The sequence below is a fragment of the Nonlabens sp. genome (assembly GCF_039941875.1).
Lineage (GTDB): Bacteria > Bacteroidota > Bacteroidia > Flavobacteriales > Flavobacteriaceae > Nonlabens.
Genome location: NZ_JBDVDQ010000022.1, coordinates 19,429 through 40,998, shown reverse-complemented (window position 1 = coordinate 40,998; position 21,570 = coordinate 19,429). Strand labels below are relative to the sequence as shown.

Annotated in this window: 18 protein-coding genes; all 18 read right to left on the bottom strand. The window is 32.5% G+C overall.

The features are described 5' to 3' along the window. Positions 1-41: 41 nt before the first annotated feature. The 18 genes from ABJF08_RS12840 to ABJF08_RS12755 all read right to left on the bottom strand — a co-directional run bounded on the left by ABJF08_RS12840 (position 42) and on the right by ABJF08_RS12755 (position 21,568). Positions 42-215, bottom strand: coding sequence for a hypothetical protein (locus ABJF08_RS12840; RefSeq protein WP_348116646.1), 174 nt, complete (start codon positions 213-215; stop codon positions 42-44). A 2-nt stretch (positions 216-217) separates the two neighbouring features. Beyond that, positions 218-4,189 carry a T9SS type A sorting domain-containing protein gene (locus tag ABJF08_RS12835; protein WP_348116645.1) on the bottom strand — a complete coding sequence of 1,324 codons (3,972 nt, stop codon included), beginning with the start codon at positions 4,187-4,189 and terminating at the stop codon, positions 218-220. Between the two features lie 232 nt (positions 4,190-4,421). Next, positions 4,422-5,564 (bottom strand): DegT/DnrJ/EryC1/StrS family aminotransferase, encoded by a 1,143-nt coding sequence (locus tag ABJF08_RS12830; protein ID WP_348116644.1) that lies wholly within the window; start codon positions 5,562-5,564, stop codon positions 4,422-4,424. A gap of 28 nt (positions 5,565-5,592) precedes the next feature. Continuing rightward, a complete protein-coding gene (locus ABJF08_RS12825; protein ID WP_348116643.1) occupies positions 5,593-6,138 on the bottom strand; it encodes a sugar transferase in 546 nt (181 codons plus the stop codon). Between the two features lie 9 nt (positions 6,139-6,147). Continuing rightward, the gene (locus ABJF08_RS12820) at positions 6,148-7,164 is read right to left on the bottom strand and encodes a ketoacyl-ACP synthase III (protein WP_348116642.1); all 1,017 of its coding nucleotides are present in this window, start codon (positions 7,162-7,164) and stop codon (positions 6,148-6,150) included. Next, positions 7,161-7,910: an SDR family oxidoreductase gene (locus tag ABJF08_RS12815; RefSeq protein WP_348116641.1), complete on the bottom strand. Its 750-nt coding sequence runs from the start codon at positions 7,908-7,910 to the stop codon at positions 7,161-7,163. Before ABJF08_RS12815 ends, ABJF08_RS12820 begins: the two co-directional genes overlap by 4 nt. Beyond that, positions 7,903-8,919, bottom strand: a complete 1,017-nt coding sequence (locus ABJF08_RS12810; protein ID WP_348116640.1) for a ketoacyl-ACP synthase III — start codon at positions 8,917-8,919, stop codon at positions 7,903-7,905. The genes ABJF08_RS12815 and ABJF08_RS12810 overlap by 8 nt, the downstream gene beginning before the upstream one ends. 2 nt (positions 8,920-8,921) lie before the next feature. Further along, complete coding sequence (locus ABJF08_RS12805; RefSeq protein WP_348116639.1) at positions 8,922-9,140, bottom strand: acyl carrier protein; 219 nt, start codon at positions 9,138-9,140, stop codon at positions 8,922-8,924. Between the two features lie 15 nt (positions 9,141-9,155). Further along, the gene (locus tag ABJF08_RS12800) at positions 9,156-9,800 is read right to left on the bottom strand and encodes a hypothetical protein (protein ID WP_348116638.1); all 645 of its coding nucleotides are present in this window, start codon (positions 9,798-9,800) and stop codon (positions 9,156-9,158) included. Position 9,801: 1 nt separating this feature from the next. After that, on the bottom strand, positions 9,802-10,401 hold the full coding sequence (locus ABJF08_RS12795; protein ID WP_348116637.1) for a sugar transferase: 600 nt from the start codon (positions 10,399-10,401) through the stop codon (positions 9,802-9,804). Next, complete coding sequence (locus ABJF08_RS12790) at positions 10,402-11,640, bottom strand: glycosyltransferase family 4 protein (protein ID WP_348116636.1); 1,239 nt, start codon at positions 11,638-11,640, stop codon at positions 10,402-10,404. It lies immediately after the preceding gene. Further along, positions 11,641-13,476 carry an alginate lyase family protein gene (locus tag ABJF08_RS12785; protein WP_348116635.1) on the bottom strand — a complete coding sequence of 612 codons (1,836 nt, stop codon included), beginning with the start codon at positions 13,474-13,476 and terminating at the stop codon, positions 11,641-11,643. A 44-nt stretch (positions 13,477-13,520) separates the two neighbouring features. Further along, the gene (locus ABJF08_RS12780) at positions 13,521-14,654 is read right to left on the bottom strand and encodes a chondroitinase-B domain-containing protein (protein ID WP_348116634.1); all 1,134 of its coding nucleotides are present in this window, start codon (positions 14,652-14,654) and stop codon (positions 13,521-13,523) included. Further along, positions 14,647-16,764: a bi-domain-containing oxidoreductase gene (locus tag ABJF08_RS12775; RefSeq protein ID WP_348116633.1), complete on the bottom strand. Its 2,118-nt coding sequence runs from the start codon at positions 16,762-16,764 to the stop codon at positions 14,647-14,649. The genes ABJF08_RS12780 and ABJF08_RS12775 overlap by 8 nt, the downstream gene beginning before the upstream one ends. Beyond that, positions 16,761-17,771, bottom strand: a complete 1,011-nt coding sequence (locus tag ABJF08_RS12770; protein WP_348116631.1) for a hypothetical protein — start codon at positions 17,769-17,771, stop codon at positions 16,761-16,763. The genes ABJF08_RS12775 and ABJF08_RS12770 overlap by 4 nt, the downstream gene beginning before the upstream one ends. A gap of 51 nt (positions 17,772-17,822) precedes the next feature. Continuing rightward, complete coding sequence (locus ABJF08_RS12765) at positions 17,823-18,854, bottom strand: glycosyltransferase (protein WP_348116630.1); 1,032 nt, start codon at positions 18,852-18,854, stop codon at positions 17,823-17,825. Continuing rightward, complete coding sequence (locus tag ABJF08_RS12760) at positions 18,855-20,210, bottom strand: hypothetical protein (RefSeq protein WP_348116629.1); 1,356 nt, start codon at positions 20,208-20,210, stop codon at positions 18,855-18,857. Then, on the bottom strand, positions 20,207-21,568 hold the full coding sequence (locus tag ABJF08_RS12755) for an oligosaccharide flippase family protein (RefSeq protein WP_348116628.1): 1,362 nt from the start codon (positions 21,566-21,568) through the stop codon (positions 20,207-20,209). Before ABJF08_RS12755 ends, ABJF08_RS12760 begins: the two co-directional genes overlap by 4 nt. Positions 21,569-21,570: the final 2 nt, after the last annotated feature.

Sequence of the window (21,570 nt, the reverse complement as noted above, 5' to 3'; positions counted from 1 at the left end):
CGTTAAACATTGCCCTTAATTTATATAAGTTTTGCAGCTTATTATTTACGTAACAATTTTTTACCGCCTATAAATAAACCCTCCATTGTAGCAACTACTAGCCCTGGTAATACCGCCACATCCTCCACCTCAGGATCAAATGCTGCTTGAGCATTTGTTAAAACTGAAAATGTGACGATTACAAAAATCGCAAGTAAAATTTTATTTATTTTCATCTTTAGTTTTTTATAATTTTCTTTGTTGTCGCAACATTATCTTGTTCTATTTTCAACAAGTAAATTCCATTTTTCAGACTATTCATGTTTGTAACTTTTTCAATGCCGTTAGTCGATTCTTTTTGATAAGAAGCAATTAGTTGACCTAATGTATTATAAATAGAAATTTTCACAGACTCACCTACGATTAGGTTTCCAATGGTAACGTTATCTTCATTTACAGGGTTAGGATATACTTGTACCGCTTCCGCGAAAGCGATATCACCAACAGATAATGTGCTGTTTAAAAACTTCAATTCAAATCTGTTTTCATCCACACTAGCAGCAATAGCAGTATCAAAACTTATAGAGACTAGATTACTACCATTAACCATTAACGTCTCAGTACCTAAGAAATGATCTACAAATAAAGTTTGAAGATTAGTAAGTGCATTGTTGATGTCAAAAGTGTAATCAATAGCTGTTAAACCATTTAATTTTAAAGGTATCAATTCATTATCTACTGGCTCTAGTCTCTCGATAATACTCAATGAAGAATTCATTGCCTCAATAGATAAATTCTCATCAGGGTTTTGAAGTTTTACAGCACCCTTTGCGGTAAACGAGTTAGCTGCACTCAAATTAAATGACAGTAAAACACCATCTCTAGCTTTACCTGAAGCCAATTCTTGATCTGTATATAAAGAAACAGATATCTGTTCATTTACATTAGAATTACGATAGGTATTAGTAGTTTCAAAGCTAGTTGACTTATGAGACTCCTTGAAAGAAATACTTGGCGCAAGTGCAGCGGCATTGTCCCCATCTTCTGCCGTAGTAACAAAAAATGCCTGACCTGGCTGTACGAACTCACTAACCTCAGATGTTGTATTACTATTCCCTAATACAAAGTCATGAGTCACATAAGCACCTCTAGTCCCAATAGTTGGATCCCAAGCATAATACTGATTTACATCTATATCCACTGTAGCAGCATCATTTAAAACGCTATTTAGATTCACTTGCGCCTGGTATGGATTACCTACAAAATTAAAACCACCATCTGTAGTTGATAAACCAGTCGTTGTAAAATCTCCTAAGTACAATGATCCTTTAGAAATCAGAGTAGTACTTGATGACATAACATCAGCAGTTGTTAAAGAAACACTGCGATCTCCTCTAATTAAAACACGCATAGCATCACCTGCAGTTAAACTAGTAGAATTTGTAGCAGAAGTACTTTCCCAAAGTTGTGTATCTTCATTAAAGCTAAATGCAGATGGATTATTAGATCCAGACACATCAAAACCGTCAGCCATTGATCCACCTGTAATATGTGTACCATTTCCTGTTACATAACCTGCATCACCTACATTTAAACCACCTTGTTGCCAGTTATCATAAACGCTTCCTGTCATATTCACAGAAGAACCTATAAATCTAAATGCTCTTTGAGCAGGATAAAACTGCTCTACTTTCACATCTCCAGTTACTGTCCCAGCGACCACCTCTCTTACTACGGCGCTTTTACCATCTATAGATTTTAAAGTCAAATTATCATTTGTTGTTAAATCGCCTGAAATTAAATTTAAGAATCCATTCAGCTCAGCTGTATTGTTCAAATTCACATCACCTAATAAAGTTAAGGATTCTAAAACTCCACTTAAACTAATCTCTTGACTAGAAGGATTTGCAATCAATTGAATATTATCTAAAGCAATCTCATCAGAAGAGCCACTACCACTATCTGCAGAAGACCATGCTAATACATAAGTATCACCTGCAGCGATATTTAAACCTGTTAGGTCCATTGCAACTGCATTACGTTTCCATTCTTCAATCGCGTCTTGTCCTAACATAGAAGAAAGTGCCGCATCTGTCACCTCAGTAAGTGAAGATGTGTCTGCACCATGAGAAAATCTAAAATCATTTGCTCTATTCTCGTTATCAAATACATAAAAATCATAAGCCACGGATAAGTCTGTGACTACAGCACCAGTATTATTGGTGAACTGAAAAAAGATAGTCCCAGGTGTAAAGTCACTACCTGTAGGCTGTACTCCTAACGCATAATCACCTGCAGCTACTTCAAATGCATATATTCCACCTGAACCTACTCCACCGTCAGAAACTCCTTTTCCAAAATCATTACCTGACTGCTCATCTCCGAAGTCAGTTGTCGCATCTTGTAAACCTGTAATAGCAAAAGCGTCTGCATCTAACTGACCTGCAGCAGGGTTTAAAGCAAATCCTGAACCATCAAATGCTCCATTATTAACATGAAGTACTGTATTATCAAAATCAATAACATAAGCCGTATCCACAGCGTCTATTTGAAGACCTTGAGGTTGCGGATTCAATACTATGTAATTCTGCTCTGAACTTGTTGTCGTTTCTGGTGATGCATTTGCATCTATAGCAACTATTTGATAATACACCGTTGTTCCATCTGCTTGTGCAGCTATACTTGCTTGATAGGTATCACCACTAGATAATACCATAGCTACTGGAGTCTGATCATAAACACCAGAAGCAAAACCATATTGCAATTCCACACTACTCAATCCGTCTGCATCAGTAACATCTACATTTATCGTTACCACATCTGTAGAAGTTGGAGCAGCTGGACTATTTGAGATATTTGCTATAGAAGGCGCAAGATTAGCACTAGCTGGTAATGTAGTAATCTCTATTTCTTCTACTACCCATTCTTCAGCACCTAATCCTGTATTATCATATAAAAACGCAATATAAGCCTGACCTAGAATAGCAGAAGCGTCAACCACTGTTGTAGAAGATGCAGAAGATGAACTACCAGAAGAAGTATTATTAGGATCAAAAACTAAATCTGTCCAACTAGCCAAAGTGGGATCTCCTGACCCATTATAATCGGTAGAATATCTCAATAAGAATTCTCCTGCTTCATTTATATTATTACCAAAACGTTCTGAAGTGGTTACCTCTATTTGATTAAGACTTGCTACCGTAGGAAAACCAACAGGAACTTCAGTAATTAACCAATCTATATCTTCCGTACCTCCAAAACCATTCATAGTATAATCGCCAGATCCACAAATCCATGCGTCATCACCAGCTTGATCAAAAGCACCCCATTTATTATCACTACAATTATCAAAACTTTCTGTATACGGTAAAGAAATAGGCGCTACGTCATCTTCTAATACCGTTAATGCAAACGTATTATTTGTACCTGCAGCAGCCATATCGCCACCTACTACATTTTGAATTTCAAAAGTAAAATCTTTATCGAGTTCTTCAATCATATCATCCGTAACCGTTACCGTCACTATTTGATTCATAGAACTACCTGCAAGAAATGTAACCGATTGAGTAGTGTAATTATTAATGCCACTAGCCGCACCAGACGTAAGAACAACATCTGCAGTGGTAGCAGCAGTTGTAGATTCATTAGAAATAGAAACTGAAAGATCTACAGTTCCAACATCTTCATTTACCGCTAAAGAATTAGGATCAAACTGTAGTGATGTCGTTGCTGGGCCAGCAGTCATGTAAGTAACATCAAAAGTATCTATATAGATTCTGTTTCCACTACCACTCTCTCGTTGAAAAAATTCTACTTGAGAAAGTCCATTGATTCCATTTATGCTATAAGTACTACCACCTGCAACATTTACAGAGGTACCACTGTCCACAATAAATCCAGCATCCCCTATTCTAGATGAAGCATTTACGGTAACATCAGTTATAACTACTCCATTATTAGCATAAATCACAATAGAACCTCCTTTAGAAGCGTTTTGGTAAAGCCTCAATTGACTACTAAAAATACCTGGATTTGAAGATCCTGAATTTTTAAAACTCCCAAAACCGATATTTGCATCAAGCGCAACTCCTGGTGCAGCAGAATTTAAACCGGTAACAGCTCCTGAACTTGAAAAGTCATAAGATACTGTGGTTTGACCATTAGAAATGATTGCAGCAATAAACGCTACTAATAGTAATATTTTTTTCATAATATTTATTTAAGATCGTAAAAATAATGGGATTATAATTTAACAAGAATTTATATATATTAACTCTGCGTTAAGATATAAAAATTAATTGCAAAAAAATACGTATTATCAACTTACAACTACAACACATTAACTCTTAAAACGCTCCTTACAACGATTCAGCAGATATTAAAACAATACAGCCGGTGTTTTAAAACATCGGCTGTATAAAATATAAAATAAAATAATAGTTTTACTTACTAAATAAAGTCTTTATAGAGTTAGAGATTCTATCCCTATCTGCATCAGTTAAATTAGAACCAGACGGTAAGCACAATCCATTTTCAAATAAAGTTTCACAAACTCTATTACCATAATAAGGATAGTCTTTATAAAGAGGTTGCATGTGCATAGGCTTCCATAAAGGTCTAGATTCTATGTTATCTTTTTCTAGAGCTAGTCTTATATCTTCTCTAGTGATACCACCTGTTTTTGCTGCATCCACTAGAATAGCACTTAGCCAGTGGTTAGAACGTACCGTATCATCTTGCTCCTTGAGCACCTCAATACCTTCAATTTCTTTAAAAATATCTTTATAAAGGGCATTCATAGCTCTTCTTAAATCAATGTGCTTATCTAGAACTTCCATCTGTCCTCTACCTATACCAGCGCTTATATTACTCATGCGGTAGTTATACCCTACTTCACTATGTTGATAATGTGGCGCTGCATCACGTGCTTGTGTTGCTAGAAAAATGGCTTTATCTTTTACTTCCTTGGTCTTACACACCATGGCACCACCACCACTAGTGGTTATAATTTTATTCCCATTGAAACTTAATATTCCATAGTCACCAAAAGTTCCACATTTCTGACCCTTGTAAGTACTACCTAAAGCCTCTGCACTGTCTTCTATAATTGGTATTTGTTTCGCTTTCGCGAAAGCGTGAATCTCATCTACCATATACGGCATACCATATAAATGTACCGCAAGAATAGCTTTGGGCTTTTTACCGATTGCAATACGATCTTCTACGGCCTGCATTAATGCTTGCGGACACATATTCCAGGTATGCTCTTCACTATCTACCATAATAGGAATAGCACCTAGATACAATACTGGATTTGTAGTACCACAAAAAGTAAAACTTTGACATATCACCTCGTCACCTGGTCCTACACCAGCCTGAACAAGTGCCAGATGTATAGCTGCTGTACCACTACTTAAGGCAGCTACATGAGAATCCTGACCTTGATAAGATTCTAAATCCTTTTCAAAACCAGTTACGTTAGGTCCTAATGGAGCGACCCAATTGGTATCAAAAGCTTCTTTTACAAATCCGCGTTCTGCACCACCCATGTGCGGTGAAGAAAGCCATATTTTATCTTGAGACATAGTCGTAATTTATTTAAGCAAAGATAGTTTAGTTGAAAAGAGATTTAATAGTTAGCCCTATGATTTTTAAATCATATCCGACACTACGCTTTTTTAAGTAGTCCAGGTTCATGTTTACTTTATCAGGAAATATAACCATATCGTTATATAAAAGAGGCTCTACTTGTTGAGCAAGCAGCTGCTCCTCGTTACGGTACTTAATTGCCGCTAGGCTAGTTAAACCTGGTTTAAGCACAAGTACCTTCCTTTGTTCACCTTTAAGCATATCATAATAACCAGGCAAATCAGGACGTGGTCCTACAAAGGACATATCACCTTTGAGTATATTTATTAATTGAGGTAATTCGTCAATTTTAGTTTTTCTTAGAATTTTACCAATTGAAGTTACTTTACCATCTTTCATAGTTTGTAACTTATAAATGGTGAATGGGTCACCATACTGTCCTATTCTTATTTGGGTAAAAATACCAGTAGACTTGGTAGATAATGCTGCTAATAACAGTGAAACAAATAGAAATGGAAGGAGTGCAAGCAATAGAAGAATAGCGAGTATAAAATCTAGAATAGACTTCATACTGCGACCTTACTTCAATTCAATAGTAACAGCTCCCCAAGAATACCCTACACCAAAACCAGCTAACAATATCCTTTCTCCCGATTTAATACTATTTTCATCTTGTAAAGTTCTTAGAGCTATTTGTATGGTAGAAGAAACTGTATTCCCACAAAAATCCATACGAACTGGGAAACGATCTTTATCTACCTTAATCTTTTTTCTTAAATGATTTAACATATACGCATTTGCTTGATGAAATACGAAATGTTGTATATCATCCATATCTAATTCATTCTTCTGAATATTATTTTCAACAAGTTTGGGTACATTAAGTGAAGTGAAATTAAAAATTTCAGGACCGTTCATAAATAAATCTGCGTCAGATGTTGTATTACCATAATCATCCTTTATTTCTTCATTTAATAATTCTGGTTGTCTCATTCCCCCAGCTTTGACTATTAAATTTTCTGCACCAGAACCATCAGTTCCAAGATCAAATTGACCGATTTTTGCAGATAATCCATAAGGTTCGTTTGATATTAAAGTTGCACTTGCTGCATCTCCGAAAATTGTACGATTACCTTTATCCGATTTATTTAAAAATTTGCTGTAAGTTTCTCCACAAACAAGCAACACCTTTTTTGCAATACCAGAAGCTATCAAACCTTTAGCTAAACTTAATCCATAAATAAAACCAGAACAACCTAAATTAAAATCTAATGCTCCGCATGATTTTCTTAATCCTAGTTTATCTTGCATAATACAAGCACTAGTAGGTAAAAAGTAATCAGGGCTTTGTGTACAAAACAGTAAATAATCAATTGAATCTGCTTCAACACCATATTCTTCAAATAACTGATTTGCTGCTTTGACTCCCATATCTAAAGAAGTTTCATCTTCTCCAGCTATGTGACGTTCATTTATACCAATTTTTTTAGCTATTTTTTCTACACTCCACTCTGGAAATTCTGTTGCAAGATCTTCGTTTGTTAGAATTTTCTCTGGTAAATAATAACTAATATGATTTATATACGATTCTATCATCTTAATGTAAGCCCTCCATCTAATTTAATATCTGTTCCTGTCATCCATCTAGAAGCTGGTGATAAAAGAAATATCACAGTTGAGGCAACGTCTTCTGGTCTACCATAACCTCCAAGAGGGTAATTTTTTTTGTCTAACTCTATGTCTTCAGAACTACTATCAATCGATCCAATTAATTCAGTTTCAATCATTGCAGGTAAAATTGTATTCACACGTATTTTTTTAGGAGCAAGCTCCAATGCCATTGTCTTGGCAATACCACAAATTGCACTTTTACTAGCTGAATATGAGCTATTACCTATATAGGTTACTGCTGGACCTGAGATCGAAGAAATGAACACAATAGAAGATCCTTTATTTACTTTCTTTTGTTTAATTAAATGCTTAGAAAGCATCACGGGAGCAATAAGATTTATATCTAATATATTCCTAAAAGAATCTTCTTTTAAAAAACTAAATAACTGAGACTCCACGATTCCTGCAGAATGAACAACTCCATCTAACTTAGGTAAGTCTTTACAAAAATTGATTACTGCTTCACCATCGTTTAAATCAATTGAGTAAAAAGAGTGTCCCACGCCCTTTAATAAAGACATGGAGAGTTGTAAACGATCAACATTCCTACCTAACAATAATACTTTAGCTCCAAAATTGGAACATGCTATTGCTATGGACTTACCTATACCACTACTAGCACCTGTTACTAATATAGTTTTTCCCTCGAGGGAAAATAAATTATTATCCATTGTAAATACTATTATTAACCTTACAACCTGCACTTAATTGGATTATAGCACTAGCCCATGACAATCCTACCCCAAAACCACATAAAAAAAGTTGAGTAGGAGTATTTATAGATTTTATTTCAGTGGTTAAAGTTAAAGGAATACTAGCGCAGCTAGTATTTGCATAATCAAATAAACAGTAAGGCACTTGCTCTTCAGTGGCTTTAATTTTTTTTCTGATTTTTTCATTCATAAATCTATTTGCTTGATGCAAAATGAAATAATCAAAATCTTCAACTTTAGCTTCTTGAGAAAGCATAAATGCTATTATTGCTTTAGGCACCTTTGTTATCCCAAAAGAAAAAACATCCATTCCATTTAGATACAGTCGCTTTTCTGCATTAACATTATTCGACTTAAACCCTCCTTCCTCTACTTTTATAGCTTCACTACCAGAGCCGTCAGTATTTAAATCAAAAGTCATTTTTTCTCCAACATTAGATTTAACTAATAATGTAGCGCTTCCTGCATCACCAAATAAAGGATAGGTAGCAGAGTCATTTGAGCTACATAATTTAGAAATAGTATCTCCTACTAATAATAACGCCTTAGCATCTTTGTTTAATGAGTTAGATAATAAAGAAGAAATAATCGACAAACCATATACATAGCCAGAACATCCCATATTAACATCAAATGCGGCTACAGTAGACTTAAGGCCTAATCTATTTTGTAGAACAGTAGCACTAGCAGGTAAAATATAATCTGGTGTTTGAGACACAAAAACTAAAAATTCAATATTATCCTTTTCAATATTATTTTCTGAAATAAGCTTCTGAGCTGCATCACAACACAAATCAGCAGCTGTTTCATTAATTGCAATATGCCTATATCTAATCCCTGTATTTGCCAAAATCTTTTCTCCCTGCTGACTTTCAATATGCACATCGCTTAAATTATCCATCTTTACACTAGGTACAGACGTATAAACAGCACTTATCGAAACATTTACAACTTGGGACAATGACATATTTAAGCCTTAACTAATTTATATAAATCTTCTATAGTACTTGCTTTTTTGATATCATCACCATTTATCGTGATTTCATACTCTTCATCAATCATTGCGATTATTGAAAGTGCAATCATTGAATCCCACTCATCTAAATCCTTAAATGTAGTACTGTTATCAAACTCACTTCTTTCAGTTTCATCAAACTGTTCTGCAAAATTATTTATAAATTCTTCCATCTTCTTATTTTTTTTTCAAAGGTCGAGCCTTTTGGCAGGAATACCAAAATATTTCCTATTGTTCTTAATACTCTTTGTTAATAATGTATTTGCTAGTATAGTATTGTAATCCCCCATTTTTTTTCCTTGAATGATGCTTGACCCCATTGAAAAGGTATTAAAATTACCTAATATCACATCACCAGAAATCTGAACCCTAGGCATAAAACAATTAAAATCACCTATCATAGTATCGTGACCTACTGCACACATTGAATTGAAAAAATTAAAGTTTCCAATTCGAATTTCACACGATAAAATAGTACCATTAGCAATTACATTTCCTGTACCTATAATTGTACCATATTCAATATTTACTTTAGGGTGTATTAAATTAGGGTAGATATAAGAACGTTTTTGCGTAAGAGTTTCATAGATTTTACTTACAATTTCACGATTTGCTAAGCCAAATGTTATGTGCGTTTCGTCAACTAAATCATTCAATAAATCATTTATTGTTCCTTTGCAATAAATACCTGCAATAACTTCATATTCATTTTCGTAAGCATCATCATAAAAACCTACGACATGATATGTTTCTTCTACTTGATTTATAGCATTGATTAAAGTCCACAACTCTCGACCCAATCCACTAGCTCCTATAATCGCAATATTTTTCATCTTACCCTTTAAATGGTTTTGTCGTGGCTTGTCCAGCAGTGTTTATACCTTCAGAAACAAACACCTTTTTGACTGTTTTAAAAATAATTTTTAAATCTAAAAGAAACGATTGATGATCCACATACCAAACATCTAATTTAAATTTTTCTTCCCAGCTGATAGCATTTCGACCATTTACTTGAGCCCAACCAGTAATTCCTGGTTTAATATTATGTCTTCGCGCCTGTTCTTTTGAATATAATTTAAGGTAAGCTGGTAATAAAGGTCTAGGACCTACTATACTCATATCTCCTTTAATAACATTGAGTAATTGAGGTAGTTCATCTAGAGAGGTCTTTCTTATAATCAATCCCAATTTAGTCAGTCTTTTTTCGTCTGAAAGTAATTCGCCATTAAGACCTTTCTTATCGTTCATAGTTTTGAACTTAATAATTTTAAAAATCTCTCCATTTTTACCTGGTCGTAATTGCGTAAAAAATGCACTCCCTGAATTTGAAATAGATAAAATGACCAACACTATTATAAAAATAGGTGCCAATATTATAAATGCAAATAAAGCAATTATTATATCCAACAATGGTTTTATTAAATTTCTATACATCTACTTCAGAATTGATTCCATATACGTTACATACTTTTTGGCTAATACACTTCTATCAAAATGTTTAGTAGCATGAACGTATCCATTTTGTCCCATTTCTATGAGTCGTGCTTGATTTGATAGAGCACTTCTAATACCAGAAGCTATTTCTTCTGGATTTTCTGGTTCTACGTAAATTCCACAATCAGCTTCTTCTACTAGTTCTCTACTCACACCATCTATAGCTAGTAATGTAGGTTTTTTACAAGACATATAATCAAATGTTTTATTAGAATAAATAGTCTTAAATGTATCTACTTTTTTTAATACTGAAGTTCCCATGTCTGAAGCTAAAATATATTTGAACACTTCCGCTTTTGCTACAGGATCTCTAAATATAACGTTATCTAATTGACGTTTTTCTTTTTCCTCGATCAGCATTTGCTTTTCCATCCCAGATCCTATCAATTGAAAGACTACATTTGTTCCTCTCAATAATTCTGCCGTATCTAATAATTGAATTAAATGATTTGCAACACCGTGTGCACCTACGTAAGTAATAACAAATTTACCCTCTAGTCCTATTTCTTTTTTAAAATCTAGTTCGTTAAAATCATTTTGAATCGCTTCTGCAAGAGAGAAATCTGCGGCATTAGGAATGAATATAACTTTTTCTTCTGTAACACCCTTATTAATTAACTTTGTTCTAAAAGCAGGAGTAAGTACGTTGATCAACTTTGCTTTTTTGTACATAAATGCTTCAAACCAATAAGCAAATTTTATAATAACCTTACTTTGAAGTACACCTGTGTCTATGGCACTTTCTGGCCACAAATCACGAACTTCAAATACGAAGGGTATTCTTTTAAAAATTGATAATACATAAGCCGTTATTCCAACAAATAATGGTGGTGACGTTACTAATATAATATCATGCTTTCTTTTGACTTTAAACAATCCGACATAAATACTACTAAAAACAAAAGAAAAATACGCCCATAGTCTACCTAAAAAATTAACATTGTAACTTCCAGAAACATGAGTTCTGAACACATCTACATCTTTATAAAAACCTTTATCTTCAAAATAGTATTTCCCATTATAGCGTTCTGGTTTTTTTTCTCCAACACCCAAAAACATACCTGCAATAACGGTAACTTCATGCCCTTCAGCTGCCCATGATTTTGTCATCTCATTAAATCGAGAACCACCGCCGTCATTCTTCTCTAAAAAGTATTGATGTATAAGTAAAATACGCATTTATGCTTTGATATTTATTTGTGTATTAATAATTTGAGTCTCTGTAGCAAAGGTAACCTCTAAAGACGGCTCCTTCACACCATAATAACTGGAATACCATTTCTCAGTTAATATAGGTTCTATCACATTGCCATGCCCATCAACAGCGGTAAAACATACACATTCTTTATATTCAGGATTTAAATGCCAATGTTGTTTCATCACCGCATTTTTGTTTTTTGAAGTATGATCTTTTATAAGCCAAGTTTTACTTTCTTTATTTTTAATAACCGTCCTTTCATGTTTTATACCTCCTTGATGTCTAAAGGCTAAAACATGACCTTTAAAAATTATATTATCCGTATCTATTCTAAAAGTAGCTTTTGCTTTTTTGATCCATTTGAACCATATAAATCGACCTCCTTTTAACATCTGGTCGTTATCATCTATGGTTACCGTATTATGCCCGCTAGTACCTATAAAGTGTTTTAAATACTTTTCTTCTGTATTGTATTTATAACTACCACAATCCCATAAATAATTCACTCCATTTACCCATACATCTAAATGAAGATTATCTGCTTGTGCTGGTCTATCGTTGTAAGAACCGCAACGTATAAATGTTTTCACTTTACCCTCATTAGCGATATAATAACCTCCTTTTTCAAAACAGGATAGCACGCTTTGATCAATAGTTACAAATTTAGGATTATTAAGTCCATACCAAGCAAAGCTTTCTGACGGATAAAAAGCAGTGCCATTAAGTGTCATTCTTAAATCGTCTAATTGACTCGTATAATCACGATAATCTAATTCTGTAAACTTAAAAAACAAGGCTCCATCATTACTTCCATAATTAGGAAGTGTACCAGACGATACATCTAAGCATGCATCTAAAAAATCCAATGATTTCTGAGCCTTATTATAAACTTGATCATTAAAACGTAAACCGTTCAAATCATTAAGTCGTATACCCCAGGTAAGCAACTGTACTACAACTCTATGATAATTCATAGAATATTGTAAAAACGTTCCATCTTCGTAGATCTGATACTCTACCTCTTGCTCAAACCATTTTTTTCCTTTTTTACTCCATTCTTTTGTATCTGGAATAAAAGGATACAACAGTCCCGATAAATACAAGGTTAACGACTCGGTGATGGCATGGTTGTTACGCACGGCAATTCTTGAAAAATGAATATTTTGTCTAACGTGATGTAATTGCCAATAAATAGAATTAATGATCTTTTCAAATAATGACGAGGTGAGTGCTTCACTATTTTTATAATAATGTAAAGCATAGGTCCAGTTGAGAATACGTAAACTAATTTCCTGACTACACTTATATTGCGGACCTAAATTTATAGGATTGTTATCTATAAAGTTTTCCATCTCATTCATAACAAATTGAGATTGATCTAATCCACTATGATAATCATATCTAAGTATATCATATAAATAAGAGAATCTAGCTTTTTCCCAAACGAACTTTATATCACCAGCTTCTTTAGACAGGTCTGCGATTTGAGACCAGTGTTTGGACATATCATACTGAAAACCGTTACTCGGATTGACGGACCATTGCGTTTTGTCATTTAATTGTAGTTGCTGGCTATTAAAAAAAGTAATGTTGTTTTTAACGCTTTCGCGAAAGCGGTGTTCTAAGCCTACTGATAAATGTTTATCAAGCTTAATATCTTCTTTTGAATTAATTAAAAAAGGTATTTCTGATTTTTTCCAGTCTTCTAAACTTATGAAACTTTTAAATTCAGGAGAGGCCGGAAATTTCTTTTTAAACCATCCTGATTTCACTTGAATTAAATGCCACACACGAAAACCTATGTAGCGAAAACCCATGTTCCTTATAAAATCAAATAATAAATTAATTTTCAAAATAGGTTTTATTTAAAGATCATTTCTTTTAATGTAAAATCTTTTGAAACCCTTACCTCAGTGATTGATTTTTTACTAAAAGAAGATTTTAGAAAAGTAACATCTTGTAAAGGAGAGTTTATAGAATTACCAATAACATAATTATCATGTAAAGAAATATGATCAGGCATAATATCATAATTTTGATATGTAAGAAGACCTACATTAAATTGATCATAGAAATAGTTATTAAAGATTTCATTATTTGACACAGGATTGTAATTTGGCCCTCCAGTCATTAGTACAATATCTGGTCCCGTGTTACCTTTAAATATATTATCAAAAATCTTATGTCCCTTACCGCTTATCCTTAACGGAGTATTAGCATATGAGAATACATTTTCCTCAACAATAGAGTTGTCTGAACCTCTTAATGAAATTCCTGATCTACAATAAATAAATTGATTATTCACTAACCTTACTTTATCAGCTTTAACACTTACAGTTTCAGAATCTCCATGATATTTAAAAAAGGTGTTACTAGCCAAAGTACACTCTGCAGGTCCATCCCCTAGCCCTATTCTAACAGCCTCTAAAGCTTCTCCTTTTCGAGGTGCAACATTACCAAAAAAATTATTATTAATAATAGTTTTACGATTTTTACTTTGGACATGAATTATGGGAAGCCGATTCTTTTTTCCTTCAAATGAATTCTGAGTAATTCTTACCTGATTAGCATTTACATATATCCAATAAAATTGAGAATCACTATCTCTATCGTTAAAAGGTACACTATGTTCAAACTTACAGTTAGAAATCGTCACGTCATGGACACCAGATTTTTTTTTATCAATGTCTATTAGAGCTTTATTTTGCTTGTAGGTTATCTCATTATTTAAAAAGTGTAAATCTTTCAAATAAACATATGAAGCATTTACTTTTATGGCACTACAACCTTTTAAAACTGTCCCTGTAGAATCTCCTTTAAATACAAATGGGTGATCTACATCACCAGATCCATTTATGACATAAGTCTGGTTATCTATCAATTTAGGTAATTCATAAACACCTCCAGGTGTCGCCTCTATAACGGTTATCTCTTGGGAGGTACAAGATGTAGTCGTAATTAGTAGGCATACTAATATTAAGAATAATTTATTCAAAGTCTATCCATTTATTTTGTTTCAAGCTTTCTATTGCCGCAAATGAAGCTCTTGTTGTATTTACCAAAGAGTCCATTTCAATTAGAGAATCACCACCATTATTTATGTGATTAACCACTTGCTCAAACTGCGCTTTATGCCCTTTATCCATTTTAGTTTTCAACCCACTAAAACCTTTAAAACCATATGCTTTTAACTTTCTCCAGTTATCTAAAACTAAAGTACGTTCCTGACTATATATCTCTACGCGTTCTTTAGAATATGCTTTACTTCCGTTTGCAAAATAATTAATGACCCCTGTAGACCCATTTTCATATTTCAACAATAAAGTTGCATTATCTGTACTTTCCTCAGGATTTACACCCATAGCATTCATACATACCGATACCACTTTGCTACCTGTATAATAACTAATTAAGTCAATGAAGTGACATGCCTCTCCTATAATACGTCCACCACCTACTTTGAGATCATGTACCCACACCTCAGGTGGTATGGCACCAGCATTCATAGTTGCAATTACATTAATAGGTGTATCTCCATTTCCTATCGCTTTTTTCATTTGAACAGCATGTGGAGAAAATCTACGATTAAATCCTACAGTTAATGATGCATTTGCAGTCTTATAAACTTCTATAATATCGTTCAACTCCTCGTTATTTAAAGCGAGAGGCTTTTCTACAAAAACATTTTTACCAGCTTTTAGTGATTTAATCACCATAGGAGCATGTAGATTATGTCTAGTAGTTATCATAACGGTACTAACGCTACTATCTTTGAGAACTTCTTCAAAATCTGTAGTACTATTTGCTATATCAAATTTCTTTGCAAGAGTTGTTCCAGATAACCCACCTGAACTTATAATATATTGAAGATTTGCAGGGGCACTCTTCATTGCTGGTAACATGGTCATCTTTGTAAAATTCCCTGCACCTACTATAGCAATACCATTATTAGATGAAGTATTATTATTACTACTTATTTTAATAGTATTATTATAAACTGCATTGCTATAATTTAGTATGGAAGCAATAGATTTAGAACTACCTATCTCTCCATAAATATTTTGGAAATCTTTTAATTCAACTATTTCTGTAATCATTGGGTCTACCTCAATGAAATTTTTAGAAATTGAATTTAAAATAGTCTCAAAGTTTCTTTTCTCTGTCCATCTAACAAAAGGTAATGGATAATCTTGTCCTCTGTTTTCATAATCCTCATCATAACGACCTGGACCATAAGAACAAGAGACCTGAAAAGTTAGTTCCTTTTGATAGAATTCTGCACGACTTATATCTAGACCGATGACTCCAACTAATATGATACGACCACGCTGTCTAGACATTTGAGCAGCTTGAGAAATAACATCGTTAGACTTTGTAGAAGCTGTGATGATAACACCATCTGCTCCTACATTATCTGTAAGTTGCATAACAGTTTTAACAGGATCTTCTCCTTGAGCAGGATTAATAGTAGTAATACCCCATTTTTTTGCGAGATCTAATTTTGATTGATCAAAATCAATTCCTATAACATTACAGCCATTTGCTTTTAATAATTGCGCTGTCATAAGTCCTATAAGTCCTAAGCCAGTAACAACGATAGTTTCACCTATAGTAGGGTCACACAGTCTAATACCCTGCAAGCCTATACTTCCTATAACCGTAAACGCTGCTTGTTCATCTGATACATTATCAGGAATAGCAGCCACTAAGTTTTTAGGTATGCATACAAATTCGGCATGACCACCATTAGACGCAACACGATCCCCTACCTTAAATTCAGAAACACCTTCTCCTACTTCTATTACTTTACCAACATTACAATAACCTAATGGTAGAGGCTCTCCTAATTTGTTAAAAACGGTTTCCAGCGTAGGCATTAAACCATCCGTCTTAATTTTATCAAGAACCATCTTTACCTTGTCTGGTTGTTGTCTCGCTTTGGAGATCAAATTAGATTTTCCAAACTCAACAAGCATTCGCTCAGTACCCAAAGAAACTAGGGATTTAGTGGTCTGTATGAGGACGTGACCACGTTTTACTTTTGGTGACGGTAATTCTTCTAATATAGTTTCTCCTGTTTTAAAGGATTGTATAATTTGTTTCATAATGTATCTAATATCTTATTCCATTCTCCACGAGAATAATTGTAATTTTCGGCCTTTACATTTATATTTTTCAAAAATAAGATTTTAAAATCTTCAACATCTGTATATAAAATAAAGTTCTTCGGTTTATTAAATTGATTATAGAATTCAATAGCATAGTCAGCAGCATAAACAAATGCTGGCTTGCCAGTTTGTAAGAACTCAAAAATAGGCAATCCAACGGTTTCGTCTTTGGAAGTAAATATTAGAAAATCTACATTTTCATATAAATAAAACATTTCCGATCGAGTAATAGCTCCTATGGATTGAATGTTTTCGAAATCATTATCGAATATATCATTAGATTTATTTAATAATGTCAATACAGATAACTTTTCACTTACAAAAAAGTCTTTTAATTCATTTAAGAATGCAACATTTTTATGCTCCGATGAATACGATATAGGTAGTAAGCCATAATGATCAAAATTGGTATTCTTAGTAAATATTGGTAGTTTTTTTGTTTCAGGAATTGTAAATCCAGGCCAGCTAGAAATCACTTTATTTGAATCAAAATTAAAACTATTAATAAACTTATTTCTAATATATTCTGACTGCACAATAAATAAATTTTTTCTCAAAAATTTATTTATTATAAATCGATAAACCTTAATCTTAAAATCTGAATATGTACTATCTAATGCTTTGGCCTGATGGAAATAGGTAACACCCATATTATTAATAAAAAGATAATTCAAATTATTAAAACTAATAACCTTTAAAGGCTTATAAACGTTGATATATTTCCTAATTCCTAATATTGTAAAATAAATAATTTGAAAACCATTAGTTTTTAGCAACTTAAATGAGATATGACTAAAGTCAGATTGGAAAACAATTGGTGATAAAATCACAAAATCGTATTCTGACCTAACCTCTAGCTCCTTGACAAAAGTCTTTAAAATAGTTTCTGCACCACCAGTTTTGGCTGCAGAGGCATTAATTAATATTGTTTTTCTATATTTCAAAAATTATTGCTTTAAAATTATTTTTTTTTTATCAGAAACCTAAAGTATAATTTAATCCTCTTTTGTTTTAACATAGTTTATAGCAGAAATAAAACCGCTGACCATATTTGAATTAGTTCTTTTTTCTACATAATGGCTATAAGCGTTTTTAGCCAAATCGTTATATCCTGTTTTTTCTAATTCCAATAATTTCTGTTCGAAATCTTCAATAGAATCACAAATAAAACCATTAGTACCATCAATGTTCTCGACTTCCGGTGCGTGATAATCATTCCTAATACAAATCACAGGAACACCATATGAAAAACTATGAAGCACACCCAACCCTACATGACCTGGAGAAACATAACATTTTGCATTCATATATATTGTTTTCAACTCATCATTATTAATAGTACCAGGCTTGAAAATAACATTATTAAATACATTTAAATCTTTAGCAAACTGCTCCAATCTCTTTCTTTCTACTTCTCCATCACCAACAATGACTAACTTAACATCTCCAAAGACATCTCTATGATTAGATAATGCCGTAATAAAAATATCTAAACGTTTTCTGAACTGTAACCTACCTACGTACAAAAAATAACCGTCTTTACCACAATCGGTCAATTCATGATTAGGAATATGTATAGTGTTATGAGCTACAAATACCTGCTCTTTAGATAGACCATTCTTTATTAAAGTTTCCCTTCCTAATTCTGAATAGGTAACTATCGCTCCTACTTTTCTTCCTACTATTAATTTCAACTTGTTAGCAATCTTACTTTTCCCTAAACCATGACCCCAAAAAATAATCTTTTCTAAAGATTTATTAGAAAGTAAAAAGAAATTTAACCAATGAATATCAAAAGGAACAATAATTATATCGTTATTGTCAATGAGTTTTGAAAAATTAAAAATCCATTTAAAACCTGCTATTTCCTTTATTCGAGGTTTCTTCAGCATCTCAAAATCCTTATTAAAAGTTTTCTTGCCGTAATGAAGTAGCTGGAAAAACTTATAATTATTATACAATTCCATAAAGAAACTAACTCTATAAGCTCTCAGGTCAGGTTGTACTACTAAAATTTTTTTTGACATTTAATTGGTTGAATTTTTAAAAACATTATTTAAAACAACTACAAAAGGTATTGTAATAGCCGCATAAAGCAACCATAATTCTAATCCTGCGCCTCTAACAAACTGAATAAAAGTGGCATATAAGAATAAATAAAATATATTAATCCAACTATCAAGAGTATCCCCATTTACCACACTTAATACCAAACGCTTGTAAAACTGGTGTACTACTTTAAATAAAATAAACAAAAATATTAGTCCAAAAATATGAAAATTCCAAAAAACTTCTCCATAAATAACTACAGGTAGCGACCCTCCTATACCTCTAAAACTTGGCTGAAATTTTTGTGTGTAAATATTCACCATGCTCTCAGGTTTATCAGGAAAAACCGATCGAGGAATTGGAACAAAAAGTACTTTAGCAAAGGTACTGCCATAAAGCAAATCAACTTCTTCATTATAGACGTAATTCAAAGCGTTAGATGAATTACCATAAACAGTAAATATTTCAAAATTTGCTGATAGTGCGAAAACTGCATAATCTGAAGTTACATATTCAATTACATGTGTGGATGCTTCTAATGGATCTTCTACGTTAAAATTTCCATAACCTCTCATTATAGAAGAAATAATAATTATGTAAAAAACAGAAGTAAATGCAGCAATTATTAATAAAACTTGCTTGAATCTGAACTTAATTACCAACCTATGGCTTACAATCTCATAAAATACAATTAAAATAAACACAAAAAGAATTTCACGTTTTGAATCAAAACTACCTATAACGAACAGAGATAGCATAATCAAATAACTAATTATCCTCCAAATAATCTTAAGCTGTTTAACCGTAATAATAATAAAGATTGATATAGCTAATTTGAAAACGTAACTAAAATCTCCTCTACCGCCTATTAACGCTAAGTCGATTTTAAAACTACTAAATATAATTAAAAAAAGTAAAAGAGCAATTAGCCGAAATATGTTAAAATTTTGAATGACAGGCTTTTCATGATATTCGTCTAGCTTAATTTCACTAATTGTTAAAGACACAACTAAATTACATAACGTAAAAAATACCGTAATAAATTTAACGCTAGAATAACCATTAAATGCATCATGGTACTTAGTCACAAACTCACTTCCTACGACCAACAATCCATGACCGCCGAAAAAACTCAAATTCAAATATGCTAAAGCGAGAAAGGCTGGTGAAAAGAAGTATAAATAATTATTATTTTTTTTGTAAATAAAAATAGTAACAGCAGCTAATTGAATTAAATATGTCCAATACCCATAATCAATAATAGCTTGCTCACTAAAAATTAAAGTGAGTAGTAATAGAATAATATAAATTACTATGATTTTACCAAATCTCATATTTCATTAATTAGTTTACCCTTTTTCAAAGATATATGTATCATAAAAATTAAAACTAATACAGCTAGACCGAAAAGATGTAAATTAATTAATTGAAAAGCGTAAAGTAAGATAAACACAGAAAGAAAAACAAAGTAAAAGAAATCAATTTTTATAACAGATCTTAATGATACAATGGTGAATATACAAGCCTGAATCAAATAACTAAAAATAGTGACCCAAACAGCAGCTAGTATACCATAATAAGGAATCAAAACAATGTTAAGAACTATATTAAGCACTGAAGTTATAATTGAAATAGTAGCTATACTCAATGAATGCTTGCGATAAATCAACGTGTAATTAGATTTCAAATAAAATGGCAATGCTAAAAATCCAGATGCAAGCAATGGTATCAGGTAAGACACTTCTATGTATTGGTCTTCATATATATATGCTAATAAAAATTCGCCTATTAAACTTAAAATAATTAGCGCTAATAACCCAGTTGACAATGAGTACATTAAAAACTTATTTAGCAATAAATTTCTTTTAAGCTCATTTTCTTGTTTATAAATTAGTGGTTCTATATAAACTGAAATACCAATATAAGCAAAGCTCATGCTAGAAGCGATAGCATAAATGAAAGTATATTGCCCCACTTCTGTTAAAGATAAATATTGCTCTAAAATAAATTTATCCGCATTTCCTAGAAGGTTACCGGCAACACCATGAAAAATAAATGGCCACGAAAATGCCAATAACGATAGTAAAGTTGATTTATTGAATTCTTTTCTAGCGGAGGTTGAGTAAATCATCTTCCTATTAAACCAGATTAAAATCAGATTTGACAAGATTGCACCAAAAAGATAGGCATAGAAACTGCCCGTAAAATAAATACCTACTATTACTAATAGTATTTTTAAGATTTGAAATATTAGTCTGAATTTAAAATATTGTTTATGCATAGAATCTACTCTATACATATTTAAAGCTATTAGATTATTTCCTTGCAGATATACTAGAATAACAATAAGAAATAGGTCAGGAAAATATTCCAATCCAAAAAAAGAATTTGAAGGAGAAATTAAGTAAACGATCATAATTACAAATAGCAATAATACATGAACACAAGTATTAACTATAAATATTGTTGATCTGAAAATATTTTTATCCTTAGTATCCGAATAAAATCTCAAAACAGCTCTTTCTAACCCTAGGAAAAGAATCAATGGTAAAATAAGCTCCATTGCCACTATAAGTCCTATTTTACCTACTTCATCAACTAATAATAGTAACGGCAGTAGCAAGAAGGTAAGCTTATTGAGTCCTTTACTTACACCCTCAACTACTCCGTATGACAATATTCCTTTTAACACTA